The sequence below is a fragment of the Corynebacterium sp. HMSC059E07 genome (assembly GCF_001814395.1).
Classification (GTDB): Bacteria; Actinomycetota; Actinomycetes; order Mycobacteriales; family Mycobacteriaceae; genus Corynebacterium; species Corynebacterium hesseae.
Window position 1 is genome coordinate 4,995 of record NZ_KV816334.1, and the last position, 23,412, is coordinate 28,406.

Annotated in this window: 22 protein-coding genes and 2 tRNA genes; 9 read left to right on the forward strand and 15 right to left on the reverse strand. The window is 61.2% G+C overall.

From position 1 onward, the window contains the following. The 4 genes from HMPREF2967_RS13570 to HMPREF2967_RS10990 form a co-directional block, all read right to left on the reverse strand. A partial coding sequence (locus tag HMPREF2967_RS13570) for an ATP-binding cassette domain-containing protein (protein WP_118854844.1) occupies positions 1-165 on the reverse strand: 165 nt, incomplete at its 3' end. Between the two features lies 1 nt (position 166). Beyond that, the gene (locus HMPREF2967_RS10980) at positions 167-1,021 is read right to left on the reverse strand and encodes an ABC transporter permease (protein WP_070686449.1); all 855 of its coding nucleotides are present in this window, start codon (positions 1,019-1,021) and stop codon (positions 167-169) included. Continuing rightward, positions 1,018-2,028: an ABC transporter permease gene (locus HMPREF2967_RS10985; RefSeq protein ID WP_070686451.1), complete on the reverse strand. Its 1,011-nt coding sequence runs from the start codon at positions 2,026-2,028 to the stop codon at positions 1,018-1,020. The genes HMPREF2967_RS10980 and HMPREF2967_RS10985 overlap by 4 nt, the downstream gene beginning before the upstream one ends. After that, positions 2,029-3,669 carry a TIGR04028 family ABC transporter substrate-binding protein gene (locus HMPREF2967_RS10990; RefSeq protein WP_070686453.1) on the reverse strand — a complete coding sequence of 547 codons (1,641 nt, stop codon included), beginning with the start codon at positions 3,667-3,669 and terminating at the stop codon, positions 2,029-2,031. It abuts the gene before it with no gap. Positions 3,670-3,788: 119 nt separating this feature from the next. On the opposite strand from HMPREF2967_RS10990, the gene HMPREF2967_RS10995 reads away from it, so the two are divergent. After that, positions 3,789-5,669 (forward strand): FAD/NAD(P)-binding protein, encoded by a 1,881-nt coding sequence (locus HMPREF2967_RS10995; protein WP_070686454.1) that lies wholly within the window; start codon positions 3,789-3,791, stop codon positions 5,667-5,669. Between the two features lie 50 nt (positions 5,670-5,719). Here the strand turns inward: HMPREF2967_RS10995 and HMPREF2967_RS11000 are convergent, their stop codons facing one another. Next, complete coding sequence (locus tag HMPREF2967_RS11000) at positions 5,720-6,880, reverse strand: cystathionine gamma-synthase (protein WP_070686456.1); 1,161 nt, start codon at positions 6,878-6,880, stop codon at positions 5,720-5,722. 115 nt (positions 6,881-6,995) lie between these two features. Here HMPREF2967_RS11000 and HMPREF2967_RS11005 point away from each other — a divergent pair, with 115 nt between their 5' ends. Both HMPREF2967_RS11005 and HMPREF2967_RS11010 read left to right on the forward strand, forming a co-directional pair. After that, the gene (locus HMPREF2967_RS11005) at positions 6,996-7,997 is read left to right on the forward strand and encodes a mechanosensitive ion channel family protein (protein ID WP_070531513.1); all 1,002 of its coding nucleotides are present in this window, start codon (positions 6,996-6,998) and stop codon (positions 7,995-7,997) included. A 2-nt stretch (positions 7,998-7,999) separates the two neighbouring features. Further along, entirely contained in the window at positions 8,000-8,389 is a 390-nt protein-coding gene (locus HMPREF2967_RS11010) for a globin (RefSeq protein WP_083303752.1), read from the forward strand. On the opposite strand, the gene ald is transcribed toward HMPREF2967_RS11010, so the two are convergent. From ald to HMPREF2967_RS11040, 6 genes are all read right to left on the reverse strand, one after another. Continuing rightward, positions 8,386-9,468, reverse strand: coding sequence for an alanine dehydrogenase (gene ald, locus HMPREF2967_RS11015; protein WP_070686458.1), 1,083 nt, complete (start codon positions 9,466-9,468; stop codon positions 8,386-8,388). The two genes, HMPREF2967_RS11010 and ald, sit on opposite strands and share 4 nt — an antisense overlap. A 153-nt stretch (positions 9,469-9,621) precedes the next feature. Next, the gene (locus HMPREF2967_RS11020; RefSeq protein ID WP_070686460.1) at positions 9,622-10,281 is read right to left on the reverse strand and encodes a DUF8185 domain-containing protein; all 660 of its coding nucleotides are present in this window, start codon (positions 10,279-10,281) and stop codon (positions 9,622-9,624) included. Positions 10,282-10,296: 15 nt separating this feature from the next. Further along, positions 10,297-10,755 (reverse strand): acyl-CoA thioesterase, encoded by a 459-nt coding sequence (locus HMPREF2967_RS11025; protein WP_070686462.1) that lies wholly within the window; start codon positions 10,753-10,755, stop codon positions 10,297-10,299. 48 nt (positions 10,756-10,803) lie between these two features. Continuing rightward, complete coding sequence (gene ettA, locus HMPREF2967_RS11030) at positions 10,804-12,474, reverse strand: energy-dependent translational throttle protein EttA (protein WP_070522290.1); 1,671 nt, start codon at positions 12,472-12,474, stop codon at positions 10,804-10,806. An 80-nt stretch (positions 12,475-12,554) separates the two neighbouring features. Continuing rightward, entirely contained in the window at positions 12,555-13,145 is a 591-nt protein-coding gene (locus tag HMPREF2967_RS11035; protein ID WP_070563723.1) for a single-stranded DNA-binding protein, read from the reverse strand. Positions 13,146-13,350: 205 nt separating this feature from the next. Continuing rightward, positions 13,351-15,423: a bifunctional copper resistance protein CopD/cytochrome c oxidase assembly protein gene (locus tag HMPREF2967_RS11040; protein ID WP_070686464.1), complete on the reverse strand. Its 2,073-nt coding sequence runs from the start codon at positions 15,421-15,423 to the stop codon at positions 13,351-13,353. A gap of 76 nt (positions 15,424-15,499) precedes the next feature. Here HMPREF2967_RS11040 and HMPREF2967_RS11045 point away from each other — a divergent pair, with 76 nt between their 5' ends. From HMPREF2967_RS11045 to HMPREF2967_RS11055, 3 genes are all read left to right on the forward strand, one after another. Beyond that, complete coding sequence (locus tag HMPREF2967_RS11045) at positions 15,500-16,432, forward strand: LysR family transcriptional regulator (protein ID WP_070686466.1); 933 nt, start codon at positions 15,500-15,502, stop codon at positions 16,430-16,432. Positions 16,433-16,471: 39 nt separating this feature from the next. Next, positions 16,472-16,545: transfer RNA gene (locus HMPREF2967_RS11050), tRNA-Arg, on the forward strand. A 75-nt stretch (positions 16,546-16,620) separates the two neighbouring features. Continuing rightward, positions 16,621-17,253, forward strand: coding sequence for a hypothetical protein (locus tag HMPREF2967_RS11055; RefSeq protein WP_070686468.1), 633 nt, complete (start codon positions 16,621-16,623; stop codon positions 17,251-17,253). A gap of 17 nt (positions 17,254-17,270) precedes the next feature. On the opposite strand, the gene HMPREF2967_RS11060 is transcribed toward HMPREF2967_RS11055, so the two are convergent. Then, positions 17,271-17,456: a PspC domain-containing protein gene (locus HMPREF2967_RS11060; protein ID WP_010191177.1), complete on the reverse strand. Its 186-nt coding sequence runs from the start codon at positions 17,454-17,456 to the stop codon at positions 17,271-17,273. Positions 17,457-17,584: 128 nt separating this feature from the next. On the opposite strand from HMPREF2967_RS11060, the gene cmrA reads away from it, so the two are divergent. Further along, positions 17,585-18,397 (forward strand): mycolate reductase, encoded by an 813-nt coding sequence (gene cmrA / locus HMPREF2967_RS11065; protein ID WP_070686470.1) that lies wholly within the window; start codon positions 17,585-17,587, stop codon positions 18,395-18,397. Positions 18,398-18,441: 44 nt separating this feature from the next. On the opposite strand, the gene HMPREF2967_RS11070 is transcribed toward cmrA, so the two are convergent. Continuing rightward, complete coding sequence (locus HMPREF2967_RS11070; RefSeq protein ID WP_070522305.1) at positions 18,442-19,986, reverse strand: alanine/glycine:cation symporter family protein; 1,545 nt, start codon at positions 19,984-19,986, stop codon at positions 18,442-18,444. A gap of 271 nt (positions 19,987-20,257) precedes the next feature. Here HMPREF2967_RS11070 and orn point away from each other — a divergent pair, with 271 nt between their 5' ends. Both orn and HMPREF2967_RS11080 read left to right on the forward strand, forming a co-directional pair. Next, positions 20,258-20,890 (forward strand): oligoribonuclease, encoded by a 633-nt coding sequence (gene orn, locus HMPREF2967_RS11075; protein ID WP_070522488.1) that lies wholly within the window; start codon positions 20,258-20,260, stop codon positions 20,888-20,890. A gap of 49 nt (positions 20,891-20,939) precedes the next feature. Continuing rightward, positions 20,940-21,015, forward strand: a tRNA-His gene (locus HMPREF2967_RS11080). Between the two features lie 82 nt (positions 21,016-21,097). Here the strand turns inward: HMPREF2967_RS11080 and HMPREF2967_RS11085 are convergent. Together HMPREF2967_RS11085 and HMPREF2967_RS11090 are read right to left on the reverse strand one after the other, a co-directional pair. Next, the gene (locus tag HMPREF2967_RS11085; RefSeq protein ID WP_070686472.1) at positions 21,098-22,804 is read right to left on the reverse strand and encodes a relaxase/mobilization nuclease domain-containing protein; all 1,707 of its coding nucleotides are present in this window, start codon (positions 22,802-22,804) and stop codon (positions 21,098-21,100) included. Then, positions 22,792-23,244 (reverse strand): hypothetical protein, encoded by a 453-nt coding sequence (locus HMPREF2967_RS11090; RefSeq protein WP_070686474.1) that lies wholly within the window; start codon positions 23,242-23,244, stop codon positions 22,792-22,794. Before HMPREF2967_RS11090 ends, HMPREF2967_RS11085 begins: the two co-directional genes overlap by 13 nt. Positions 23,245-23,412 lie beyond the last annotated feature (168 nt).

Genomic DNA, 23,412 nt, shown 5'->3' on the forward strand with positions numbered 1-23,412 from the left:
GGTCTTGCCGGAGCCGGACTCGCCCACGATGGCGGTCATCTGCCCCGGGTGAACCTCGAGGTTGACGCCTTGCACGGCGGAAACGTCACCACCTGCGGTGGAATAGGACACGTTGAGGTCCCGCACGCGCAGCAGGGGCTGCGCTGCATTTTTTATACCAGACATGTTAGGCCTCCACGGGGAAGTTTTGGGACAGGCGGTTGGCGGACATCACCACGGCGACCAGCGCGATGCCGGGCAGGATGATGAGCCACCAGGCGGTGGCCATGAAGTCACGGCCCTCGGCGATAATGAGGCCCCATTCCGGGGTCGGCGGCGGGGCGCCGTAGCCCAGGAAGCCGAGGATGGACAGCTGCAGGATCGCGGTGCCGAATTGCAGGGTGGCCAGGGCAATAACGGGGGTGAGTGAATTGGGAAGGATGTGGCGGAAGAGCACGGTGGCGTGGGTGGCGCCAGCGCCGTATGCGGCCTCGATGTAGTCCGAGCTGGCCACGGTGATCACCTGGGAGCGGGCTAGGCGCGCGAAGGTCGCGACCGAGGTCGCGCCGACGGCCACCGCCGCCTGCACGGAGCCGAAGCCCAGCACGATGATGATCGACAGCGATAACAGGATGCCGGGGATGGACAGCAGCACGTCGACGACGCGCATGAGCACGCTATCCACCGCTCCTCGCAGGGCGCCGGCGAGCAAACCGATGAGCGTGCCGACGACTAGGCCGACGGCCACGGCGATCAGCGCGCCGAGCAGCGACTGGCGGGCACCGTAAACGATGCGCGCATAGAGGTCGCGCCCCACCGCATCCGTGCCCATGAGGTGGCCGGACTCCCCCGGCGCCAACAGGGCCACGTCGGTGCCCGCATAGGGGTCGGCCGAGGTGAACAAACTTGGGAAAAGCGCGGCCAGGAAAGCGATCACGAGGACCACGATGGCGATGATGGAACCCGGCGCGAGCCAGGGATTCGCGGTGTGGCGGCGTGGCGCCCGTGTAGAACGCAGCGGATTGGTGTGCGTCATGCTCATGAGCGCACCGTCCTTTCCGAAGTAGCGGCCGAGGTGGTGGCGGAATCTGTGCTGCGGCGAGCGGCACGCTCAGGGGTGCTGGCGCGCAGGCGCGGATCCAGCACCGGGTAGAGCAGATCCACCACAAGGTTGATGATGATGTAAGAGGTTGCGGCGATGAGAACCACGGCCAGCAGCACCGGGGTATCGCGGTTCGCCACGGCCTGGGCCACCATGTAGCCCAAGCCGGTGCGGCCAAAGACGGTTTCGGTCACCACGGCACCGCCGACGAGCTCACCGAAAAGCAGGCCCGCCATCGTCAAGGTGGGCAGCAGCGAATTGCGCAGGACGGTGCGCCAGAAGATCCACGCCTCCGAGGCGCCGCGTGCACGCACCGCCTGCACGAAAGGCCGCGACTGCGTCTCATCAATGGAGCGAATCAGAACCTGAATGAGCGGCGCGGCCATAGGAACCGAGAGCGTCAAGGTAGGCAGGATGAGGCCCTCCACGCTGCCGGGTTCAATGACGCGCACCCAGCCCAACTGGAAGGAAAAGAACTGGATGAGCAGGATGGCAATCCAGAAGCCGGGCAGCGAGACCATGAAGGAAGGCAGTCCCCGGAAGAAAGAACCGATGGCGCCAAGCCCCGGCAGCGTGGCCACAAAGGCCACGAGCACGGCCACGATGAGTGCGAGAACGATGGCACTGGCGGCGAGGATGAGGGTGTGGGGAAGGGCGTCGGCAAGCAGCGTGGCTACCGGGGCGCCGGACTGCGTGGAATTGCCAAAATGCCCAGTGAGGAAGCCACCCAGAGACGTGAAGTACTGCACCACGAGCGGCTTGTCGACGCCCATCTCCTCCCGGATGGCGTCAATCTCCGCCTGGGACAGGCCCAGGGCAGGGTCGCCGAAGCGCGACTGGACGGCATCCGATGGCAGCGCCGACAGGAGCACAAAGGCCACGGTGTAGGTAATGAGCAGCACGAGGAGGGCCTGCCCAATGCGGCTGAAGAGTTGGCGGGTTGTCATTTATTTCTCCTCCTCATCCGATGCCGCGGCGTCGATGGACACCTCGTAGAACCACGGGCGCGCCACCGATTCCGGGCTAAAGCCCGAAATGCCTGGACGGACGGCGTAGACCACAGGTTCCTCAAAGAGCGGCAGCGCATAGGCCTGCTCGGTGATGTAGTCCTGGACTTCTTCCGTGGCCTCGATGCGGCCTTCCTTGTCGGGGGTGTCGAGGACGGCGTCGAGAAGCTCCTGCAGGTGCGCGTCGATTGGGGTGCCCTCCGCGTCCTGGTTGAGGAAGGCGTCGCGGTTGTTGATGCCGTAGAGCGAGGTGATGACGTCATAGTCGGCGCGGCCCACCATCGAGTGGTAGATCTGCACCTTGTCAACGTCCTTGGCATCGGCGTTCTGCGTGGCCTGGTCGCCGGCGTTGACTTGGATGCCGATGCCCAGCTCACCCAGCTGGTCCTGCACCATGGTCATGACTTCCTTGGAACGCGGCTGCGGCAACGCGGTATTGGTGCGCAGGACGAGGCGCTGGCCGTCCTTGACGCGGATGCCGTCCGGCCCGGGTTCCCAGCCGGCCTCGTCGAGGAGTCGCTTGGACTCTTCGGGGTCGAAGGCATAGGCGGCGGACTGGTCCTTGTAGGCCAGGCCGGTCTTGGCCACCGTCGAGGTGGCCAGTGGATAAGACTCGGAGAAGAGAACGCGGAGAATCTCCTCGCGGTCCACGCCGTGGATGATGGCCTCGCGCACGCGCTTGTCCTGCAGCAACGGGTGGTCGAAGCGGAAGGCGAACTGGTTGTTCATGGAGTTCGTGCCGCGCGAGATGATGCCAACACCCCGGTCCTTGAGCAGTGACTCCTGCGGTGCGGAGATCTGGCGGGCGATATCGGCCTGGCCGGAGAGGATGGCGCCGGTGCGCACGGATTCTTCGGCGGCGAGGATGTAGTGGACGCCGTCGATCTCCGCGCGCCCTTGGTGCTTCACGGCCGGCGGGGCCCAGTCGTAGTCCTCGCGGGTCTTGAGCTTGAGGTCGGTGCCGATTTCTTCCGATTCCACCACGAAGGGGCCCGAGCCAATGACGTTGACCGCGTTGCCGGGGCCGAAGCCCTCGTTGTCCAAGGCCAGCGTGGAATCGGAGAGCAGGCCGGCGTTATAGGCAGAGGTGGCCTGGAGGAAGCCCGGGGAAGGCTGGGTGAAGTAAAACTTCACGGTGTCCTCGTCCACGACCTCGCCGTGGTCATAGTTGGCGATCTGCTCTGAGCTTGTCAGCGTGCGGGACTTATCGCCGCGGCCGAAGAGGTCGAAGTTGGCCACGACGTTTTCGGCGGTCAGCGGGGAGCCATCGGAGTAGGTGACGTCGGTGCGAATGTTGAACGTGTACTCCGTGGCATCGGCGTTGACCTTGGGCATCTCCGTGGCAATCCACGGCGAGAGCTCGAGGGTCTCGGGGTCTTGGTACAGGAGGCGATCGGTCAGCTGGTTGACCACGCCGCCGTTGGGATAAAAGCCGGCGGCCGGCGGGTAGAGCGTGCGGAAGAACTGCGGCTCTAGGTAGGTGAGGACGTTGTCCTCCCCGTCCGGCCGTTCCGCGGCGGAGCAGCCGGCTAAGGCGAGGGCTGCTGCCAGGGTGGCGGCGAGTGCGCGTAGGGTTTTCACGGTATTGCTTTCAGAGAGTAGATAGTCGGTTTGAATTGTGTCTACGGATTTAACACAACGTATACTGACCGGTATTATTCCACTAGACAGCACAGTCTAAAAGTTTGAGGTTGATTTTTATGCCCTCCATCGCCATCGTCGGGGCCGGCCCGCGCGGCATCTCGCTGGTCGAGCGCCTCGCGGCCCACCTGCGCGCGACCCCCCTTGAGTCACCCCTGCGCCTCCACATCATCGACGATGCCCCGCTAGGTTCCGGCCGCATTTGGGACACCGAGCAGACCCGCACGTTGTGCATGAACACGCTGGCCGGCGCGGTCACTCTGTTCACCGAGCCCAGCTCCACCACCACCGCGCCGGTCCTCGAGGGCCCCATCCTCTACGAGTGGATCCAGCTCCTGCGCGGCGAGCGCCCCGACATCGCGCCTGCCAAGCTGGAGCTTTATGATTCCCACCCGCCGCGCGAGGAGCTAGCCGCTTCCTTTGCCGAGGAACTCGCGCGAACCCGCCCGGAGTCCAACCCTTCCCGCGCGCTTTACGGCGCCTACCTGGAGTGGGTCTTTGAGGTTGCGCTGACTCAGCTGCCGGAGACCGTGGACGTCGTCCAGCACCGCGCCCGCGCGCTGTCCGTGGAGGAGCGCGGTGAGCAGGACGCCATTACACTTTCCGACGGCTCCACCGTCACCGCCGACGCCACCGTCCTGGCCTACGGCTGGCAGGTACCGGCGCTCAGCGAATCCGAACGCGCACTGGCGGAGGCTGCGCACTCGGATCTGCATTGGGTGCGGCCAGATAACCCCGTCGAGCAGCCAGTGTCTGAGGTCCCCGCGGGCGAGAAGGTCTTGGTCCGCGGCCTGGGTATGGGCTTTTTCGACATCATGGCGCTGCTCACCATCGACCGCGGTGGTGAGTTTGTGGAGGATCCCTCCACGCGCTCCGGGCTGCGCTACGAGCCCAGCGGTGAGGAGCCGCACTTCATCGTCTCCTCCGGCCGCGGCTACCCTTATATCCCGAAGTCGGAATACCACGCGCTGCCACCGAAGGCCGCGCTGACCCGCTTCCGCGCCGCGGTGGCCGCGCTGAATCCGGAGGTGGAGCTGGACTTCGGCACGCAGCTGCTGCCGCACATTCTGCGCGATGCTTACGCCGAGTACTACGAGAACCAGGCGCGGGTCGCGCCCGATGCCCTGCAGCGCCCCCTCGCGGATATCATCGCCACGCTCGATTCCACGGAGCTCACCGCCCCAGATCTCCGAGGCATGGCAAACCAGCTCACCGCAGCCCTCGAGGGCTCCTCCGCGCAGCCTTTGGATCTTGCGCATTGGGCGAACCCGCTCGATGATTTCACCGGCGGTGAGATCACCGAGTACATCGCCGAAGGTTTGGCGCGCGACATCATCGAGGCCGTCGCCGCTGCCGATTCCCCGCTGAAGTCCGCACTCTGGGCCATCTCGGCCGCGCGCAAGCCCTCCTCGATTGCGGGTTCAGAAGGCCGGATGACGTGGGAGTCCCGCACCAGCACCTACAAGGAGTTCATGGCCTTCGGGCAGATGGTGGGCTCCGGCCCGCCGCTCTTCCGCACGCGCCAGCTGCTCGCGCTTGTCGACGCCGGCCTCGTCACCTTCCTGGGGCAGCGCCCCCAGCTGGAGATCGGCGAGAAGTTCACGCTGCACACCGCGCACGGTGAGGCTTCCTCCACCTGGCTTATCGACGCCTGGATGCACTCCCCCGACGTCCGCCGCGCCGGCGACCCACTTGCGGTATCCCTCAACGGGCGTGTTCGCGCGTTCGTCGACCATGGCCAGGCCACCGGCTCGCCGGAAACGACGTGGAACCGCCGCACGGTCAACCCCGGTGGCGCCGAGGACCCGCGCTTGCACATCGTGGGCATCCCCACCTATTCGCAGTGGCCGGACACCACCATTTCCCCCATGCCGGGCACGGACCCACTCATGCTGCAGGAGACCGACCGCACGGCCGGATCCCTGCTCAATTCCCTTTAATCACACACAGCGAAAGCGCCGAGGCTCAAAACCTTGGCGCTGCGGCGGTTTTAGTGAAGGGCGTCAAGGGCCTGCTCCAGGTCCGCGAGCAAGTCATCGATGGACTCGATGCCCACCGAGATGCGCACGAGGTCTGCCGGTGGCACGAGCTCGGAGCCCTCAGCGGAAATGTGCGTCATGTTCTGTGGGTGCTCAATGAGGGACTCGACACCGCCGAGGGACTCAGCCAGCGAGATGAGCTTGGTGTTGAGACAAATCTGGCGGGCGTGCTCCTCGCTGTGGAAGCGCACGGACATCATCCCGCCGAAGCCACGCATCTGCTTCTTAGCCAGCTCGTGGCCCGGATGCGAGAGCAGGCCCGGGTAGAGAACCTGCTTGACCTCCGGGCGGGATTCCAAGAACTCGGCCACGGCCTGCGCATTGGAACAGTGGCGGTCCATCCGCACTTCAAGGGTTTTGATGCCGCGGGCGGTGAGGTAGGCGTCGAAAGGCGAGGACACCGCGCCGACGTTGCCCTGGAAATACAGCAGGCGCTCATCCATCTCCGCGGAGTTGGTCACGACCGCACCGCCCAGCACATCCGAGTGGCCGCCCAGGTACTTCGTGGTGGAGTGCAGGACGTGGTCCGCACCCAACTCCAAAGGGTTCTGCAGGTAGGGCGTGGCAAACGTGTTGTCGACGACGACTTGGGCGTCGCCAGCCGCCTTAACAACCTCAGAGACTGCGGCGATATCCGTGATCGTCGTCGCCGGATTGGTCGGGGTTTCCAACCAGATCAGCTTGGTGTTTTCCTTGAGCGCCCCTTTAACCGCCGCGGAATCGGCGGTATTGACGATGGAGAGCTCGATGCCCCACTCGCCGTAGTCATGATGCAGGAGGCGATACATGCCGCCGTAGACATCGTTACCCAAAATCACGTGGTCACCTGGGCGGACGAGAATCCGAATGAGGGTATCGACGGCCGCCATGCCCGTGGCGAAACAACGGGCGTACTCAGCGTTCTCCAGCGCCGCGAGGGTCTTCTCCAGCGAATGAACGGTGGGGTTGGCCACGCGCCCGTACTCATAGCCGCCGCGCAGCTGCGCGAGACCATCCTGCTGGTACGTGGTGGAGGCATAGATCGGTACGTTGATGGATCCCATGTAGGGATCCGGCTGGTAACCGGCATGGATGGAACGGGAGGAAAAGCCAAGGGGGCGGTTGTCAGTCATGAGGCACAAGTCTAGACCAAGCTGTTCAGTCGCGGGAAAGACAAGCTTTTTATATTCAGCTCTCTTCCCTACCATCGGTAGGTGTCAGTCGTGAGCGATAGCAGAAAGGACACACGTGACCAGACCAACCGCATACCTAAGCGCTTCCTCCGAGCCAACCGACGGGGCTGTCGACGCGGTCACCCGCTGGTGGCAAACAGAAAACATGCAGTCCTGGCTCATCGACAAACCCATCGGCATCGCGCTCATCCTCATCGTCGCCATCATCGGCAGCTGGCTGCTGCGCCGGCTCATCACCAAGCTGGCTGATAACAGCATCAAGAAGGGCAAGCTCAGCTCGCCGCTCTCCCCGCGCAAAGCGCACAAAACAACCGACAAGGTCCTCGAGCAAACACAGGAGGCTCGGCGCACCTCCCGCATCCAGACCCTCGCCGGCGTTGGACGCTCCGCGGTTGCCATATTCGTCTGGGTCTGGGCAGCGCTCGCTATCTTGGACAAGCTCGGAGTCAACGTCGCCCCGCTCGTAGCCTCAGCCGGCGTGGTTGGTGTCGCCCTTGGTTTCGGCGCCCAGGCGCTGGTCAAGGATTTCCTGTCCGGCATTTTCATGCTCATGGAGGACCAGTACGGCATCGGTGACACCATCGACCTCGGAAACGGGGTCTTCGGCGACGTGGAGTCCATTTCCCTACGTATTACCACGGTCCGCGATATCGATGGCGCGCTATGGTACGTCCGTAACGGCGAAATCTTGCAGGTGGCCAACCATTCCGACCGCTACTCCGTCGCCCGCGTGCAAGTGCCCATCGCACTGAGTAACGACCCCACCCGCGCAGTCGATGTCATCACCTCCGCAGCAGAGGACGCCGCCCGCGACCCCGAAATCAAGGGCTTCATCCTGGCCAAACCTACGGTCAATGGCATGTCCGGTTTGGAAGTTGACCACATGTCCTACCGCGTTTCCGTCAAGACGCTACCGGGCAAACAATGGGATGTGCAGCGCGCGATGCAGGCGAAAATCCTCACCGCCATGCATACGGAAGGAATTACCACGCCCTACCCGCGGGGGATGGCTATCTTTGATTTGGAAGAACCCAGCCTGACGCGAAAGGAAGATTAGGCGTGCAACCAACGAGCGTGTACGAAGCCGTCGGCGGAATGGAGACCTTTGAGAAACTCGTCGGTGGTTTCTACGCCCAGGTGCGCGAGGATGATCTCATCGGACCGATGTACCCGCAGCAGGATTGGGAAGGCGCGGAAAAACGCCTGACCTGGTTCCTCGTGCAGTACTGGGGCGGACCCCAGCTCTTCTCAGAGAATCGCGGTCACCCGCGCCTGCGCATGCGCCACGCGCCCTACCCCATCGATATGGCTGCCCATGATCGCTGGCTCGAGCTCATGGGCAACTCGTTGGCGCAGATCGACGAGGAGACCATCCCGCCGGCCTACCGCGCGATGATTTGGGACCACATGGAACGGGTAGCGGAGATGCTCATCAACCGCGCACCCTAAAGCCCGAAGGCCTCCTTCACGGGCTGGGACACCAGCTCTCCCCCGCGGGTCATTAGACCCTTGGCCAAGCCCGGGAAGCGCTCGACTGCGCCGTCGAAGCCGCCGGCAGCCAGGGCGCGCATGTACGGCAAGGTGGCCGAGCCGAGTGCGCGTGCGGAGGTGTTCGCCACCGCGCCCGGCATGTTGGCAACACAGTAGAAGAGGGTGTCGTGCACCTTGAAGGTTGGCTCATCGTGCGAGGTCTTGTGGGAGTTCTCGAAGCAGCCGCCTTGGTCAATGGCAACGTCGACAAGCACGGCGCCCTTCTTCATACGCTTGACTACATCCTCACGAACCAACTTCGGGGCGGCAGCGCCGGGTACGAGGACGGCGCCGATGACGAGGTCCGCGGCGAGAAGCTCCGCTTCCAGCGTGGCAGGGTCCGACACCAGGGTGCGCACGCCGCCCTGGTACTGCTCATCGAAGCGCTGCAGGACGTGCGGGTCAAGGTCGAGCACCGTGACTTCCGCGCGCAGGCCGTGCGCCATAGCCACCGCGGACGCGCCAACCTGGCCACCGCCGATGACCACCACTCGCGCCGGTTGGGTGCCCGGCACGCCGGAGACCAGCAAGCCACGCCCACCCTGCGTGGACAACAGATGGTGCGTTCCCTCAATGACGGCGAGGCGCCCGGCCACCTGGGACATCGGTGTCAAAAGCGGCAGGGTGCCGCGGGCATCGGTAACGGTCTCATAGGCCACGGCGGTGGTTCCAGCCTCAACCAGGGCGTCCGTCAGCGGACGGTCCGCCGCCAGGTGGAGGTAAGTAAAGAGCAGCAGATCCTCGCGCAGGTAGCCATACTCGGCCTCGAGCGGTTCTTTGACCTTGACCACCATATCCGCCGCCCAGGCTTCCTTAGCGGTGGCGACGATGGTCGCCCCCACGGCTTGGTACTCGGAGTCCGGGAAAGAAGCGCCTTCTCCGGCCCCAGTTTCCACTAGAACCTCATGGCCATCTTTGATGAGTGCGTGCGCAGCGCTCGGGGTAAGAGCGACGCGGTTCTCGTTGTTCATGATTTCTTTGGGTGCCGCAATACGCATCGTGCGAGTCATCTCCTTTTATTAAAGAAACTGAATTCGACCCCTTAATGGTAACGCAAATCACGCTGCGTTGCGGGCGTAGAAACCACACAGTTTTCCTTCCGCGGTGCCGCGCCCCGCCGCGGACTCTGCGGCGGCGAGGCTGGAGACGTTTTAGAACAAAGACAGCCGCGTGGAGTGATAAACACTGCCATAGGGCGCGTCGAGGCGCACCCACCGCCCCTTGCCCGCCACGCGCAGGTGGCGGGGGATATTGAGTGACGCAGCAAAGCCCGGGATGAGGCCCAAACTCGTGCAGGCGAAGATCATCCGCATAGGAATCTCTACTTGGGTCTCCGCGCTCTCCACGGTGAGCACGGTTTGATTCAACAGGCTTTTCGGAGGTCCCATCGGACCAGAGAATTGCCGAGCTAGCTGCCGGCCTTTATCCGCTAAGTCACGGACGACGTCGACAGGCAATGAATCAATCTCTCGAAACCCCGTTGCCGGCGGCAAGGCCCCCGGCCATGAGGGGTCGCGCGCGGGGCCTAGGTCAAGCACCCCCGCCCCGTCCTCTTCAAGAAGGTGTTCGGGGGTGGTGCGGAGGGCGTCGAGAAGCGCCTGCGCCGACACCACTGCCCCATCGCGGCCAACGACGCCCTCGCAGCGCCGCGCTACGACGACATCGAAGAGGGTCGTGACAAAAACCTCAACGTGGGTGGCGTCGTATTGACGCAAGCGCACCGTCGCTGAGGCATCCAGCCCCGTCGCACGAGCGAGGAGGGCCTGTAGCCCCACCCCGCCGTTGTGCAATGTCAGGGATTCACTCTCCATAATTGCGCTGGCCGCCTACTGCTCGTCCAACTCGACGACAGCATTTTCCAGGATGATGGTGCGCTCCTGCTCAGAAACCTCCCGCGGCATCTGCGTATCTGGATCAATTGTGACCTGTACGCAGTCAATAACGCAGGCAACCTGGCCCTGCGCGTCCTTGATCTTCTGGCGAGTGGTAAACGACGTGGTTCCAAGGCGCACCACCGTGGTCTCCACCGTCACCGTGCCATGCCGTCCATCCCACTTGATGGGGCGAACATAGTCCGCGTCGATGTGGCGAACAAAAGCCACCATGTTTAGGCCACGTGAATAGAAGTGGTGCATGGCAAAGGCCAAGCGCGCCTCCTGCGCCAGCTCGATAAAGTTGGCGTTCATCATGTGGCCGTACATGTCGAAGTCCGACCAACGCACTCCCACGGTGAGCTCGTGGACGTTGTCCTTAGTCTCCTCCGACACAACATTCTGAGCGGACATTCCAGAATCCTTCCGAAGATTTCCTTTGAGTGTTAGGGCTGAGCGGCCCTAGCGGCTGAGCTTGCGGTGGGTAACGCGAGACGGACGGGCAGCGTCCTCGCCGAGGCGCTCGACCTTGTTCTTCTCGTAATCGCCGAAGTTACCCTCGAACCAGAACCACTGGCCTTCCGCGACGTTGCCTTCCCAGGCCAGGATGTGAGTACAGGTGCGGTCGAGGAACCAGCGATCGTGGGAAATAACCACGGCGCAGCCGGGGAACTTTTCCAGCGCGTTTTCCAGGGAGCCCAGGGTTTCCACGTCCAAGTCGTTGGTCGGCTCATCGAGGAGGATCAAGTTGCCGCCCTCTTTGAGGGTCAGGGCCAGGTTCAGGCGGTTGCGCTCACCGCCGGAAAGAACCTTAGACGGCTTCTGCTGGTCCGGGCCCTTAAAACCGAATGCGGAGAGGTAGGCGCGGGACGGCATCTCGTTCTGGCCAACGTGGATGTAGTCCAGTCCATCGGAGACGACCTCCCACACGGTGGCCTCTGGATCAATGTTTTCGCGCCCCTGGTCAACGTAGGAAAGCTTGACGGTCTCGCCGACGGTGACAGAACCGGAATCCGGCTCCTCCAGGCCCACGATGGTCTTGAACAGGGTGGACTTACCCACACCGTTCGGGCCGATAACACCGACGATGCCGTTGCGCGGCAGGGTGAAGGACAGGTCCTTAATAAGGACGCGACCATCGAAGCCCTTGGTCAGGTCCTTGACCTCCACAACCTTGTTGCCCAGGCGCGGCGGGGTCGGAATCTGAATCTCCTCGAAGTCGAGCTTCTTGTACTGCTCGGCTTCTGCAGCCATCTCCTCGTAGCGCTGGAGACGGGCCTTGTTCTTGGCCTGGCGCGCCTTCGCACCGGAACGAACCCACGCGAGTTCTTCCTTGAGGCGCTTCTGCAGCTTCTTGTCCTTAGCACCAGCAACTTCGAGGCGCTCTGCCTTCTTCTCCAGGTAAGTGGAGTAGTTGCCCTCGTAGGGGTAGAGCTTGCCGCGATCAACCTCACAGATCCAGCCCGCAACGTGGTCGAGGAAGTAGCGGTCGTGGGTCACGGCCAGGACGGCGCCCGGGTAGGACTCGAGATGCTTCTCCAGCCACTGGACGGATTCGGCGTCGAGGTGGTTAGTGGGCTCGTCGAGCAGCAGGAGGTCCGGCTCACTCAGCAGCAGCTTGGCCAACGCGACGCGGCGGCGCTCACCACCGGACAGGTTAGTCACTGGGTCATCAGACGGCGGGCAGCGCAGTGCCTCCATGGCCTGCTCAATCTTGGAGTCAACCTCCCACGCATCCGCGTGGTCGAGCTCCTCCTGCAGCTTGCCCATTTCTTCCATGAGCTCGTCGGAGTAGTTGGTGGCCATCTCTTCCGCGATCTCCTCGAAGCGCTGCTTCTTCTGGAAAATCTCCCCGAGGCCTTCTTCGACGTTCTCGCGGACCGTCTTCTCCTCGTTGAGCGGCGGCTCCTGGAGGAGGATGCCGACCGTCTTGCCCGGGTCAATGAAAGCCTCGCCGTTGGAAGGCTGATCGAGGCCGGCCATAATTTTCAGGATCGAGGACTTACCTGCACCGTTGGGGCCCACGACGCCAATCTTGGCGCCCGGGTAGAAAGCCATAGTGACATTGTCCAAAATAACCTTGTCACCGATGGCCTTACGCACGTTTTTCATCGTGTAGATGAATTCGCCCATGTTTCACCCTTTACTTCTGTCAGGATTGGTCAATAACAGTACAAAGAGTACATCACATGGGCGGTGGTAGTCCCCCGTCCTTAGGCCATAGCTTCTTCTGGCGCCGGTTCTCGGTGAGGTTCGGTCGCACTCTGCGCTTGCTGACGATCCGCCGCAGTATCCTGCGGGGTATCTCCCGACTGCAGAGCAGCCGGCAATGCCTCATCCTCCGCAGTACTCGGCGGTGCCGTGTAATCCACATCCGGTACTGGCGGATTCTCCCCCAGCCAGAGGGCTTCGCTGCCCTCCTCACCATAGGAGGTACCAATCTTGGTGGAGGTAATGCAGAAGCGGTTGAGGTCAAGGCCCACGTGGGCGATCTTGATATAGGTCCTAGAGCGCTTTGCCCCGTTCTTATCCTCCCACCGGTCCGTGACAATGGAGCCCATAACAAAGACCGGCATACCCTTAAACAGGGACTTCTTAACGTTGATGGCGCACTGGCCCCACACCTCACCGTCGATATAGTTAAGGTCCAACTCCCGCCACACCGTCTTGCCCTCCTCATCCTTCTCCGGAACGCTGCGCGAGGAAGCAAAGCGGAGGCGGGCCTTGTACATGGTTTCGCTGATTTTGGTCAGGTGGGGGTCGTGAGTCAGGCGCCCCGTGAGTGAGATTGGGTATTGAGACATTGCGTGATTCCTTTGCTGTTTGTGGCTGGTGCTCTTTTCAATGCGAGGAAGCGATGCGCCTCCCGTACCTCGCATCATCGCCACCGATCAGCGCGCCCGCAATGGCCTCACTGCCAACCTGTGGATAACTTGTTGTACGCGTCAACAAGATATCCATCCACAAAGGTAAAAGCACCTTTCCACACACCCAGGGTGCGCACTCCCGCTAGTGCTGGCGGAAGGTGGAATCATCCCCTTCGCTCATTTGCTTGAGCATGGCGTTATAGCTTTCCAAATCAGCATCACCGTCAATATCCGCCTTAGCATCATGGCGCCGAGCGGTGGCACGATCCTCCCGCAGCCAGTCGAGGAAGAGCGAACCAAACACAATCACCAGCGGGAATTGGCCGAAGCCCCAGGAAATACCGCCGCCGGTTCGTTGGTCCGTGACAAAGTCCGGGTGCCACGGCAAGCTCAAGGACTCATAGAAGTCCAAGCCCAGAATGACTTGCATCTGCATGAGGTAGACGCCAGCAAAAAGGTGCAGGGGCATCGACACGAAGAGGATGAGCAGGCGAATGCCCGTCGGCGCGCGCCACGGCAACGGGTCCGGGCCAATAACCTCCCAGTAGTAGACGTAGCCAGAGATCAAGAAGACCCAGTTCATAATCACGTGCCCAGCGTGTTCCGAAATGGCGAGCTCATAAAAGTTCGGGAAAAGGTAGAGCACGTAAAGGAAAGCCAGGAACTGCACAACGTTGACCGCCGGATGCGTAAGAATGCGCAAGGTACGGGCCTTGGTGAGGGCGACGGCAGCGTCGTGAAGCGTGGGCTTGCCCGGCTCCCCAGGCTCAAAAGCTTCCATCACTAAGGTCACCGGAGCGCCGAGCACAAGGCACAGCGGGACTGCCATGGACAGAATCATGTGCACCAACATGTGCATGGAGTACAGCGCCGGCATATACAAGCCGATGCCATTGCTCATGATCAGCGTCATACCCAGCGCTCCCACGAGGAACCACGCAGTGCGTCTTGCCGACCACGTCAGCCCGCGGCGCTTGAGGCGCCACAGCGCGTACAGGTAGAAGCCGGCCAGCACGATCCCCAGCGAGCCAAACATGAGATCAAAGCGGAACATGGTCCACACGTTGGTGGCGGTGGGGGCGTCGAAAAGCTCATAGCCCAGCAGGATCTGCATGGCATTGAGATTCGGGTCCCGCGGCGGCGGGGGCGGCGTACGGCCCATCGAGATGGCCACGCCAACGGTCGCCGCCATGATGAGAACCTCAACCACAGCCACCCTGATAAACAGGCGCGGCGAACTCTTCAAGTGAGGGATGGTGACCCGTCGGTGCACGAAGCCGATGGCCGCCAACACCACGGTGAGCACCGCTTTGCTCAGCACCAACAGGCCGTATCGAGTAGTGAACAGATCCCCGAACTCAACGCGAATCAGCGCATTAACTACGCCTGTAGCTGCCAGCCCCACGATGGAGAACAAAGCGACCGTGGAATAGCGACGCACCGCCACACCCATATCTGGGCCAAGGCGGCGGCCATGGGCGATGAGCCCCATGAGTCCACCGACCCAGAGCATGATGAAGAACAGGTGCAGCAGCAGCGAGTTCGTACCGTAGTCATGATCGCCGCCGGAAGCCGAGTGGCCCTCCATCCCGAGAGGCACCGTCAGCAACAAGGACAAGAAAAACGTTCCGACCTGGCCCGCCCATGTGCGTGCGACAAAACCAGATACGGCAACGACCACTGCGATTGCTGCGGTGAGCAGCCAGACTTGCGACGCCGCGATCTGCCCCACTGCCATGCCCATGAGCTCCGGGTTGAGAACCTTAGCCAACGGGGTACCGGTGAGATCCGACATGACGAGAGGGACCTCTAGTAAAGACACCACCGCGGCGCCCACCGCCGCCCATGCGCCGGTCCGCGCTGCGATGTGCCCATCGACGGTGAGCGTGGCCTTGATGAGACGCTCGTTGTCCTTATCCGGTACCGCCGGGTAGATAAAGAAGGCGCTCGACATAAAGGAGCCGATAGAAAGCGCCATGAGCATCCACGCGATAGCGCGGAAGAAGGGCAGGCCGAACGTTGTCATACGCCCTGGGTCGGGGATGCCTAGGGCGGCGAGCGAGTCCGCAAGAAAGAACAGAGAAATGATTCCGCCCACGAGGCCCGCGAAGACGACGAAAGAAAGATTCAACAAGCGGGAAGGCTGCGCTCCCGACGTCGAGCGCGCCGCCCCCCGAAAGCGCTGTGAGCTGGGAGTTTCTTTCTCAGTGTGCATGGTGGGCAGTCTACCGTCACGGAGGTTCTCTTACCTAAAAAGTAGTTTTTTCTAAGCTTTCGGGTAGTCTGCTCTTATGGACTCTCGCCAGCTTCACCATTTTCGGTCCGTTGTGGACCACGGTTCATTCACGCAAGCTGCGGAAGCACTGCAGCTCACGCAACCTTCTTTAAGCCTGACCGTGCGCAAACTTGAAAAGGATCTCAACGTGAAGCTGCTCTCCCGCGGGCGCGGTGGAGTCCGAACCACAGAGGCCGGAGATTACCTCTATGGCGTCGCTACCTCGATAGATTCCCTTCTTACCACCGCCACCACGCGCCTTGCCGAAATTGCATCCGGCAGCGCGGGCTCTGTGACGTTATGCTCCGCCCCCGAGTTCAACTGGCTTTATATGCCGGAGATTCTGTGCCGCATGCGCCAGCGTGCACCGGAGGTAAGTGTTTCCTTAAAGGACTTAGAACCAACCGCCACGTTGAGAGAGGTCCTGGATGGCTCAGCGGAGTTAGGAATCCTCCTCACCACTAACCCACAGCGCTTCCACCAAGACTTCGGCGCGCAGCTCACCATTGACTGCGCCGCAGAAATGGAGGTGCGCGTCGCGCTCCCCGAGAGGCTTAAAGGCTTGCCTGACCCCGTGCGGTTGACCGACCTGAGCGCTGAGACCTGGCTCTTGCCGCCGCGCTGGCCGGAACTCAGCGGTTTGCCGGAAGCAATGGATCAGGTGTGGGCTAAGGCAGCATTAAGCAAGCCCGTTACGGTCCAAGAAGTTCCCACGTTGCAAACGGGGTTGCCACTCGTGGCGGGCGACTACGGCATCAGCCTCCTGCCGCACACCGCGCAGGCTTTGGGCCAGCAGGGAGTCCACTTCCGGCGAATCGCGGAAGCCCTCCCGACCGTGCAGGCGCTCGTCATCCACCGCGCGGACCGTGCGCTGAGCCCCGCGGCGCGCACGCTTAACGACGTCCTCCTCAACGCCAACGCCGAGCCAACGCCAGCGGTAGCCCGATAATCGGACTACACGCCCCAGTGCGTTATGATGGCGCGGTAAGCCTCCATAGCTCAGTGGATTAGAGCAGTGGGTTTCTACCCCATGTGTCGCGGGTTCGAATCCTGCTGGGGGCACGCAGGTCAGGGCCACTTCTTGGGGTTTATTAAGCCTCGGAAAGTGGCCCTTGGGCACAATTTAGGCACACTTTTATGGACATCACCCTCGCGACTTTTGACTACGCTCCACAATCCGCGCTGCGCGGAATGCGCTTCAGCAATGCCTGGGGGACGTCACCAAGCTATGCGGAGTCACGCCGCGGAGTGCTCACCGGGCAGTACCCGCAGCGCGGAGCCACAACGCGCATCACGGACATCTTTGCGGCAGCTGGCTTCGAGGTTCGGGAGGACACCCGCCCCGCATCATCACGGGTCTTTCGGCTTCTTGAGCAACCAGACCCCCACGTGTTGGATGATCTCGATGGCGTCGTGGCGGTGTGCTCCCTGCAGGATGATAAGGCCGCGATGTCTTTCCTGTGGCCCGGAGTTGCAGAGTCCGGGGAGTGCACTGAGCTTGTCTCCCCGCTCGACCTAGCTCCTACCCTCGCGGCGATCGCGGGGCTTGATGTGCGCCCCAACGCGCCCTTGTCATTCGACGGGCTCAATTTGGTGCCGGTCCTCCGCTATGGCGCTTCCGGGCACGGGGCTCTCTTCTTCGACTACGGCGTACGCATGCAGGACGCCACGCTTGTCGACGGCACCGCTACCCCACCCAGCACCCTGCCGCGTCTGCGTGATGAGTGGGAAACGTGGAAGCGCTTCATGGCGATGGGCCCGCTGCAGTAATGTGCAGAAATTACCGATTACTCCACTGGAATGACGACCCAGAGGATGAGGTAGAGCAGAATTCCTGAGAAGCCCAGCAGCGTGGCAACAACGAAGAGAATTCGCACCAAGGTCGGGTCGAGGTTGTAGGTCTGTGCGATGCCGCCGCACACGCCTCCGAGCATCGTGTCAGTTGTGGAACGGGTCAAACGTTGGTTGTTCATGATGTCTCCTTTCACTGTCCATTATCCAAAGTTGGGCCGAAGGGTTCATCGGTGTTTACCCTGATTTAGACCCTGATTGCTCTACGCTGGGTGGAAACTTCCCACCCTGAGAGAAAGGACGCCGTTTCATGGCTCACTCCCCCGGGCTGCCCGCCCCCACCCGCTCCTCGTATGCGCTGCTGACCGGCGCTAGCCAGGGCATTGCCGCTGCGATGGCCAAGGACCTAGCCGCCCGCGGCTACAACGTCATTCTCGTTGCCCGCCGCGAAGACGTCCTTGAATCCATCGCCGCGGACCTGCGCTCGCGCCACGAGGTGGACGCCATCGCGCTGGCAGCGGACCTCTCCGAGGCCGCAGACGTTGACCGCGTCATCGAGTTCATGGCGGGCAAGGAAATCTCCATCATCGTCAACTCGGCGGGCATCGCCAGCTTTGGCAAGTTCATGGAGCAGGACTGGGATTATGAAACCCGGCAGTTCGACCTCAATGCAAAGGCCGTTCACCGCCTGACGCGCGCCGCCCTTGAGCAGATGCTGCCGCGACGCAGCGGCGCTATCTGCAACGTGGGATCGGCCGCGGGCAACGTCTCCATCCCGAACAACGCCACCTACGTGTTCACCAAGGCAGGTGTTAACGCGTTCACGGAGGCCCTGCACTACGAGCTCAAGGGCTCCGGCGTAACCTGCACGCTGCTTGCCCCCGGCCCGGTGCGCGATGCCGTCATCCCCGAAGAAGAGCAATCCATCGTGGACAAGGTAGTCCCAGATTTCTTGTGGACCACCTATGAGTCCTGCTCCGAAGAGACCCTGGAGGCCATGGCCCGCAACCAGCGCCGCGTGGTTCCTGGGCCGCTATCAAAAGCAATGAACGCGTTGGGCAAGATTGTGCCCACCCCAATTGCTGCACCGCTCATCGGCAGCTTCTATTCCAAGATGGCCTAGGACATAAAAATGCCCGCTCTCCCCCGTGGAGAGCGGGCATTGCTTTACTTGCCTTGGAGCGGCGATTGCTCCGCGATAGCCTTCTGTGCGGCCTCCTCCCGGGCGAGCTTGCGCTCTACCCAGAACTCGGCGTTCTTGATGCCCAACGCTTCTGGGTCGAATTGGGGGTCCTTGCCAGCAGCCTTCTGTGCGCTGTAATCCTTGAGGCACTTGAGGGCCGGGACCTGCAGGAAGAGGATGGCGATGATGTTGAGCCACGCGGTCGCGCCAACGCCGATATCGCCCAGCGCCCAGGCAGCACCCGGAGTCGTCGTTGCGCCAACAACCACGGACACCACGAGGAGAATGCGCAGGAGCCACACCAATGCGCGGCGGGCGGTCTTGTTGCTGATCCAGCGGTTGAAGTAGGTCAGGTTGACCTCCGCCATGTAGTAGTACGCCAGGACGGTGGTAAAGGCGAAGAAGGCAATAGCGATGGCAACGAAGCTCGGGCCGAAACCTGCCAACAGGGTGTCCAGACCGTGCTGGACAAAGCCCGGACCGACCTCGACCCCATCCGGGATCGAACCGGCGTAGCGCACCGGGCCATCCTCCGACTCGCCTTCAAAGACCTTGTACATGTCGGTAGAGATGATGATGAATGCGGTAGCAGAGCACACGAAGAGGGTGTCAATGTAGACCGCGAAGGCCTGCACGAAGCCCTGCTTGGCTGGGTGGGATACCTCCGCAGCTGCGGCAGATTGTGGGCCGGTACCTTGGCCTGCCTCGTTGGAGTAGATACCGCGCTTCACGCCCCACATGATGGCCGAGCCCAAAAGACCGGAGAAAGCCTGCTCCGCGCCGAAAGCGGACTTAAAGATCATGCCGAAGACCTCGGGGATCTGGTTGAAGTTCATGATCAGGATGATGATGGCAAAAAGGATATAGGCGCCGGCCATGAACGGGACCACGAGGGAGGCGAAGTTAGCGATGCGCTTCACTCCACCAATAATGATGATGGCGAGGATTCCGCCCAGAATCACGGCAGACCAACCGACCTCAACACCCCAAGCGTTCTGTACGGCCGCAGCCACGCCGTTAGCCTGAATGCCGGGCAGGAAATAGCTGGTAGCAAGGATCATCGCAATAGCGAAGACGATTCCATAGACCACCATGAAAGGACCGGCCTTGGTGTGCTTATAGGCCTTCTCGATGTAATAAGCCGGACCACCGCGGTATTCGTCGGTGTCTTGGTCCTTCTCCTTATAAACCTGCGCCAAGGTACATTCCACGAAAGAAGTTGCGGAACCGAGCAGAGCCACCGCCCACATCCAGAACACGGCACCTGGGCCGCCGAAAGCGATGGCGGTTGCAACGCCCGAAATGTTTCCCACGCCAACGCGGCCCGCCAGGGAAATCATCAGCGATTGGAAGGACGAGACACCTGAATCGGAGCTTTCGCCGTCCTTCAGCTGCTTAATCATGTCCGGAATGCAGCGCACCTGTAAGAACTTGGTGGCCAGGGTGAAATAAATCCCCGCGCCGAGGCACAGGAAGACTAATGCTGGTGACCAAATTAATGAGTTGAGAGTGTCAAGAAAGGCTGACATCGGTAGGTTTCCGTCCTTCGATATATGTGAGTGCCATCACTTTAAAGGCTGACCTAATAATGTCCCATCTCCCAAGGCTTTGGTGAGAGAAATCATGAAAAAGTTCAAAAAGCCCTCGACACTGCCCCTCAATGCCAACCAGAAAACCCAGCACACCTCGAATAAAAAGGCGCCTTCCACAACGAGACCCCTCCTCACCCCCATTTACCCCCATCTCAGCCAACTAGGGCACCTCCCAAACCATGACCGAAGAGAAACTATGGTGGAAGCCATGAGTGATATCCCCGCCAAAAATGACCGCCTCGTCTGGATCGACTTGGAGATGACCGGACTTGAACCGCAGCGCCACGTAATCGTGGAAGTCGCCGCCGTCATCACGGACGCCGAATTAAACATCCTTGACGAGGGCCTCGACCTCGTCGTGCACGCTACAGAGGAAGAACTGGCGGAGATGGATGACTTCGTCACCGAAATGCATGCGAAGTCCGGTCTCGACAAGGAAATCCGGGAATCCACGATCACAATCGAAGAGGCGGAGGAAGCGGTACTGAAGCTCGTCGAGAAGCACTGCGACGCCAACCACCCTGCTCCCCTTGCAGGCAATTCCATCGCCACGGACCGCACCTTCATTCGTGAGTACATGCCGCGCCTGGACGCCGCACTGCACTACCGAATGATTGACGTTTCCACGATTAAGGAACTAGCACGCCGCTGGCACCCGCGGGCATACTACAACCAGCCACAAAAGGGCATGGCGCACCGAGCCCTGCAAGACATTATTGAATCCATTCGAGAGCTCGACTTCTACCGCCGCAGCGTATTCCGCACGGACGACGGCCCCTCCACCGCGGAAGCGGAGGATCTTAAGGCTGCCACTACCGATGACTACCAGGCGTTTTTGTAAATTCAACGAGGTGAGTTAACCTGTATCTCGTTGCTTTCAGGCAACGATGGTGGCTGTAGTTCAGCTGGTAGAGCACCAGGTTGTGATCCTGGGTGTCGCGGGTTCGAGTCCCGTCAGCCACCCCAAAAGTACCCCGTAGCCTGCATAAACAGGTTACGGGGTAAATTGCCATTTCGGCCAAGTACGTTAAAGAGTACGTTATAGAATCTAGAAATCTGGCGCGTACTTTTGCCGCTGTTGCTGATTTTGTCGCTGCTGGCGCTGCCGTTGAATAGCTGCCGCGCGGCGGCGGTTCTCACCAACAGACCGAAGGAAATACTCGCGGCGGTCTCCTACGGGATTGAACAGTCGTGTGCGCGCGTGCGCGTAGTTCTCGTGGTCTTCGGCTACGGCGCTGTCATCGTCGAGAAGGTGCGCGAAGTACTCAGCATCCGTACCGGCAAACTCCGAGCGCTGAAATTGGCGGAATTCATCATTCATCACGCGCTGTTCGAGAAAATCCAAATCGACCTGACGCATATCCTCTACCGAGTCATCGGGCGACCACGGCGCGGCCTGGCTGCGTCCCGAAGTAGTCGGCTCTGCCGCTGCGTCCTGCCGCGCTGATTCTGGCTGTACAACGCTTCCGCTGCTGCTAACTGCTGCTTGATGCTCTCGTTCTCGTCGTCCGGGAAGACTTCGTTCATCCGGGCGCGGGCTACCGCCGTCGCGTCCCTCTCCGACAGCGTGAACAGTTCGTCGCGTTCCGTCTCCGTGAACAGCGTCGGTGCGCTCTTCCTCTTCGGCGGCTCCTGGCGCTGCGGCTGCGGGTTCTGCTCCGGTGTCGGCGGTGGTACCGGCATCGGTGAGGATGTCGGCGTACTTATCGGTGAGGGATTCGGTTCCGCCGATACCGAAGGTACCGCCGGCCTGGACTGTTGTGGGTTCTGGTTCTGAGTGTTCTTCTTGCGCTTCTTCGGCATGATTTAGCTCCTGTAGTGTTCTGATTTGCTGTTGTTGGTTTAGCTGCTGTTGATACTGGCGCTGTAGGTCTTCAATGCGCTGATTGACGACTTCGTATGTGTACGCATCCCTTCCCAGGCGCGAGCCTGTTCGTTCGGTAGACCGCGAGCCGCGCGAGGTCGAGTAGCGGATCATTTCACCGTCATCGTCGACCAGGGCGTAGCTGGTGGCGGTAACGTCGTCACGGTTCTCCTTCTCGTGCGTTGTGACGCGGAAGGAAACGTTGTATTCACTGGCGATGTTCTGCGCGACTTCCAGACCGTCCGAGACCGTCGAGGCGGCGGCTACACGCGGGTCAGCGAGTACGGCATCTACGCGCTGCGTCATCTCTTCGCGCCAGTTGTCTTTGGTGATTTCCGGCAGCGCCTTGCCACGCAGAACTGATAAACCACCTCCAGGCCCAGGAGGTACTTCCGGCGCATAAACTTCAAGCCCGAGGTCTTTCATCACTTCATCGTTGATGTGTTTGACCTTGTGGAAATTCCGAACATTGCGCGGCGTCGTACCCGTCACCCTGTCGTGGTTCGCGTAGATAATGTGATTATGCAGATGACCACTCTTGCTATCGGTATGGGTGGCAACGACCACGTCAGTGTTCGGCGCGAGCCTACGCGCGAGTTCCAGACCGGCGAGGTGCGCGAGCTGAATATCGAAGGGGTCATCTGCCGAAAGTTCATCCGGGTGAAAACTCTGAATTTCGATTTCAGCTTGGTTAGTACGCTGGGGGTGCCGGGCTATCTCCGCAACGGTGTCGTGGACGAATTGCATCGGTGTAGCATCCGGCGTCGCGCTGACAACACTGTAGGCAGCGGCGCGTACAACGTCGTTACGCATATTCTCGTACGTGCCGTACACCGCGTATACGGTGGCCGCTCCTACGCTTTTCGTTCGCTGGATTTTTACGACTGACATGCGGCTTCTAACTCCCCTCGCAGCCTTACAAGTTCGAGAAACACTTCCTGCATCTCTCGTTTAATGACAGCGCGCAAGTCTCCAAGTTCCGCACGCTTCTTCTCAATCTCTTCAGGGTCCGCGCCGTCTTCTTCGGCTTCGAGGATGAACATCTCATCGACAACGCGAGTGTTGACGGCGCGCACCGCCTGATTGACGTTTGTGCCGATCTTGTTGACCTCTTGCGTGAGTCGCGCCAGTTCCTTGCGTGTCTCAGGCGGCAATTCGCGCAATTCTTCAAGCACCGACGGCGGTACGCGGTCTGTCAGCACATCGAGCGCCAGGCGTACAGTCTCCGCTGCCGAAATCTCCAAACGGTCAGACAATGCGCGTACGTAGTCGGCGCGGTCTGCATTCAGTCGGCAAGTAAATTGCCATGCATCTAAGTTCTGGTCTGTCATAACTAAATCTGCTTTCTTGTTGTTACTCTTCGTATCGCCTCTATCGAGGCGAGGCGGTCAAAGCCCTGTTGAGCTTTGACCTTTACTTACTTTCTTTGCACTCCCCGAGCTATCACCGTCAGACCTAGCGCTATCGCGTTAGTCCTGCACTGGTGATAGTCGGGGGCG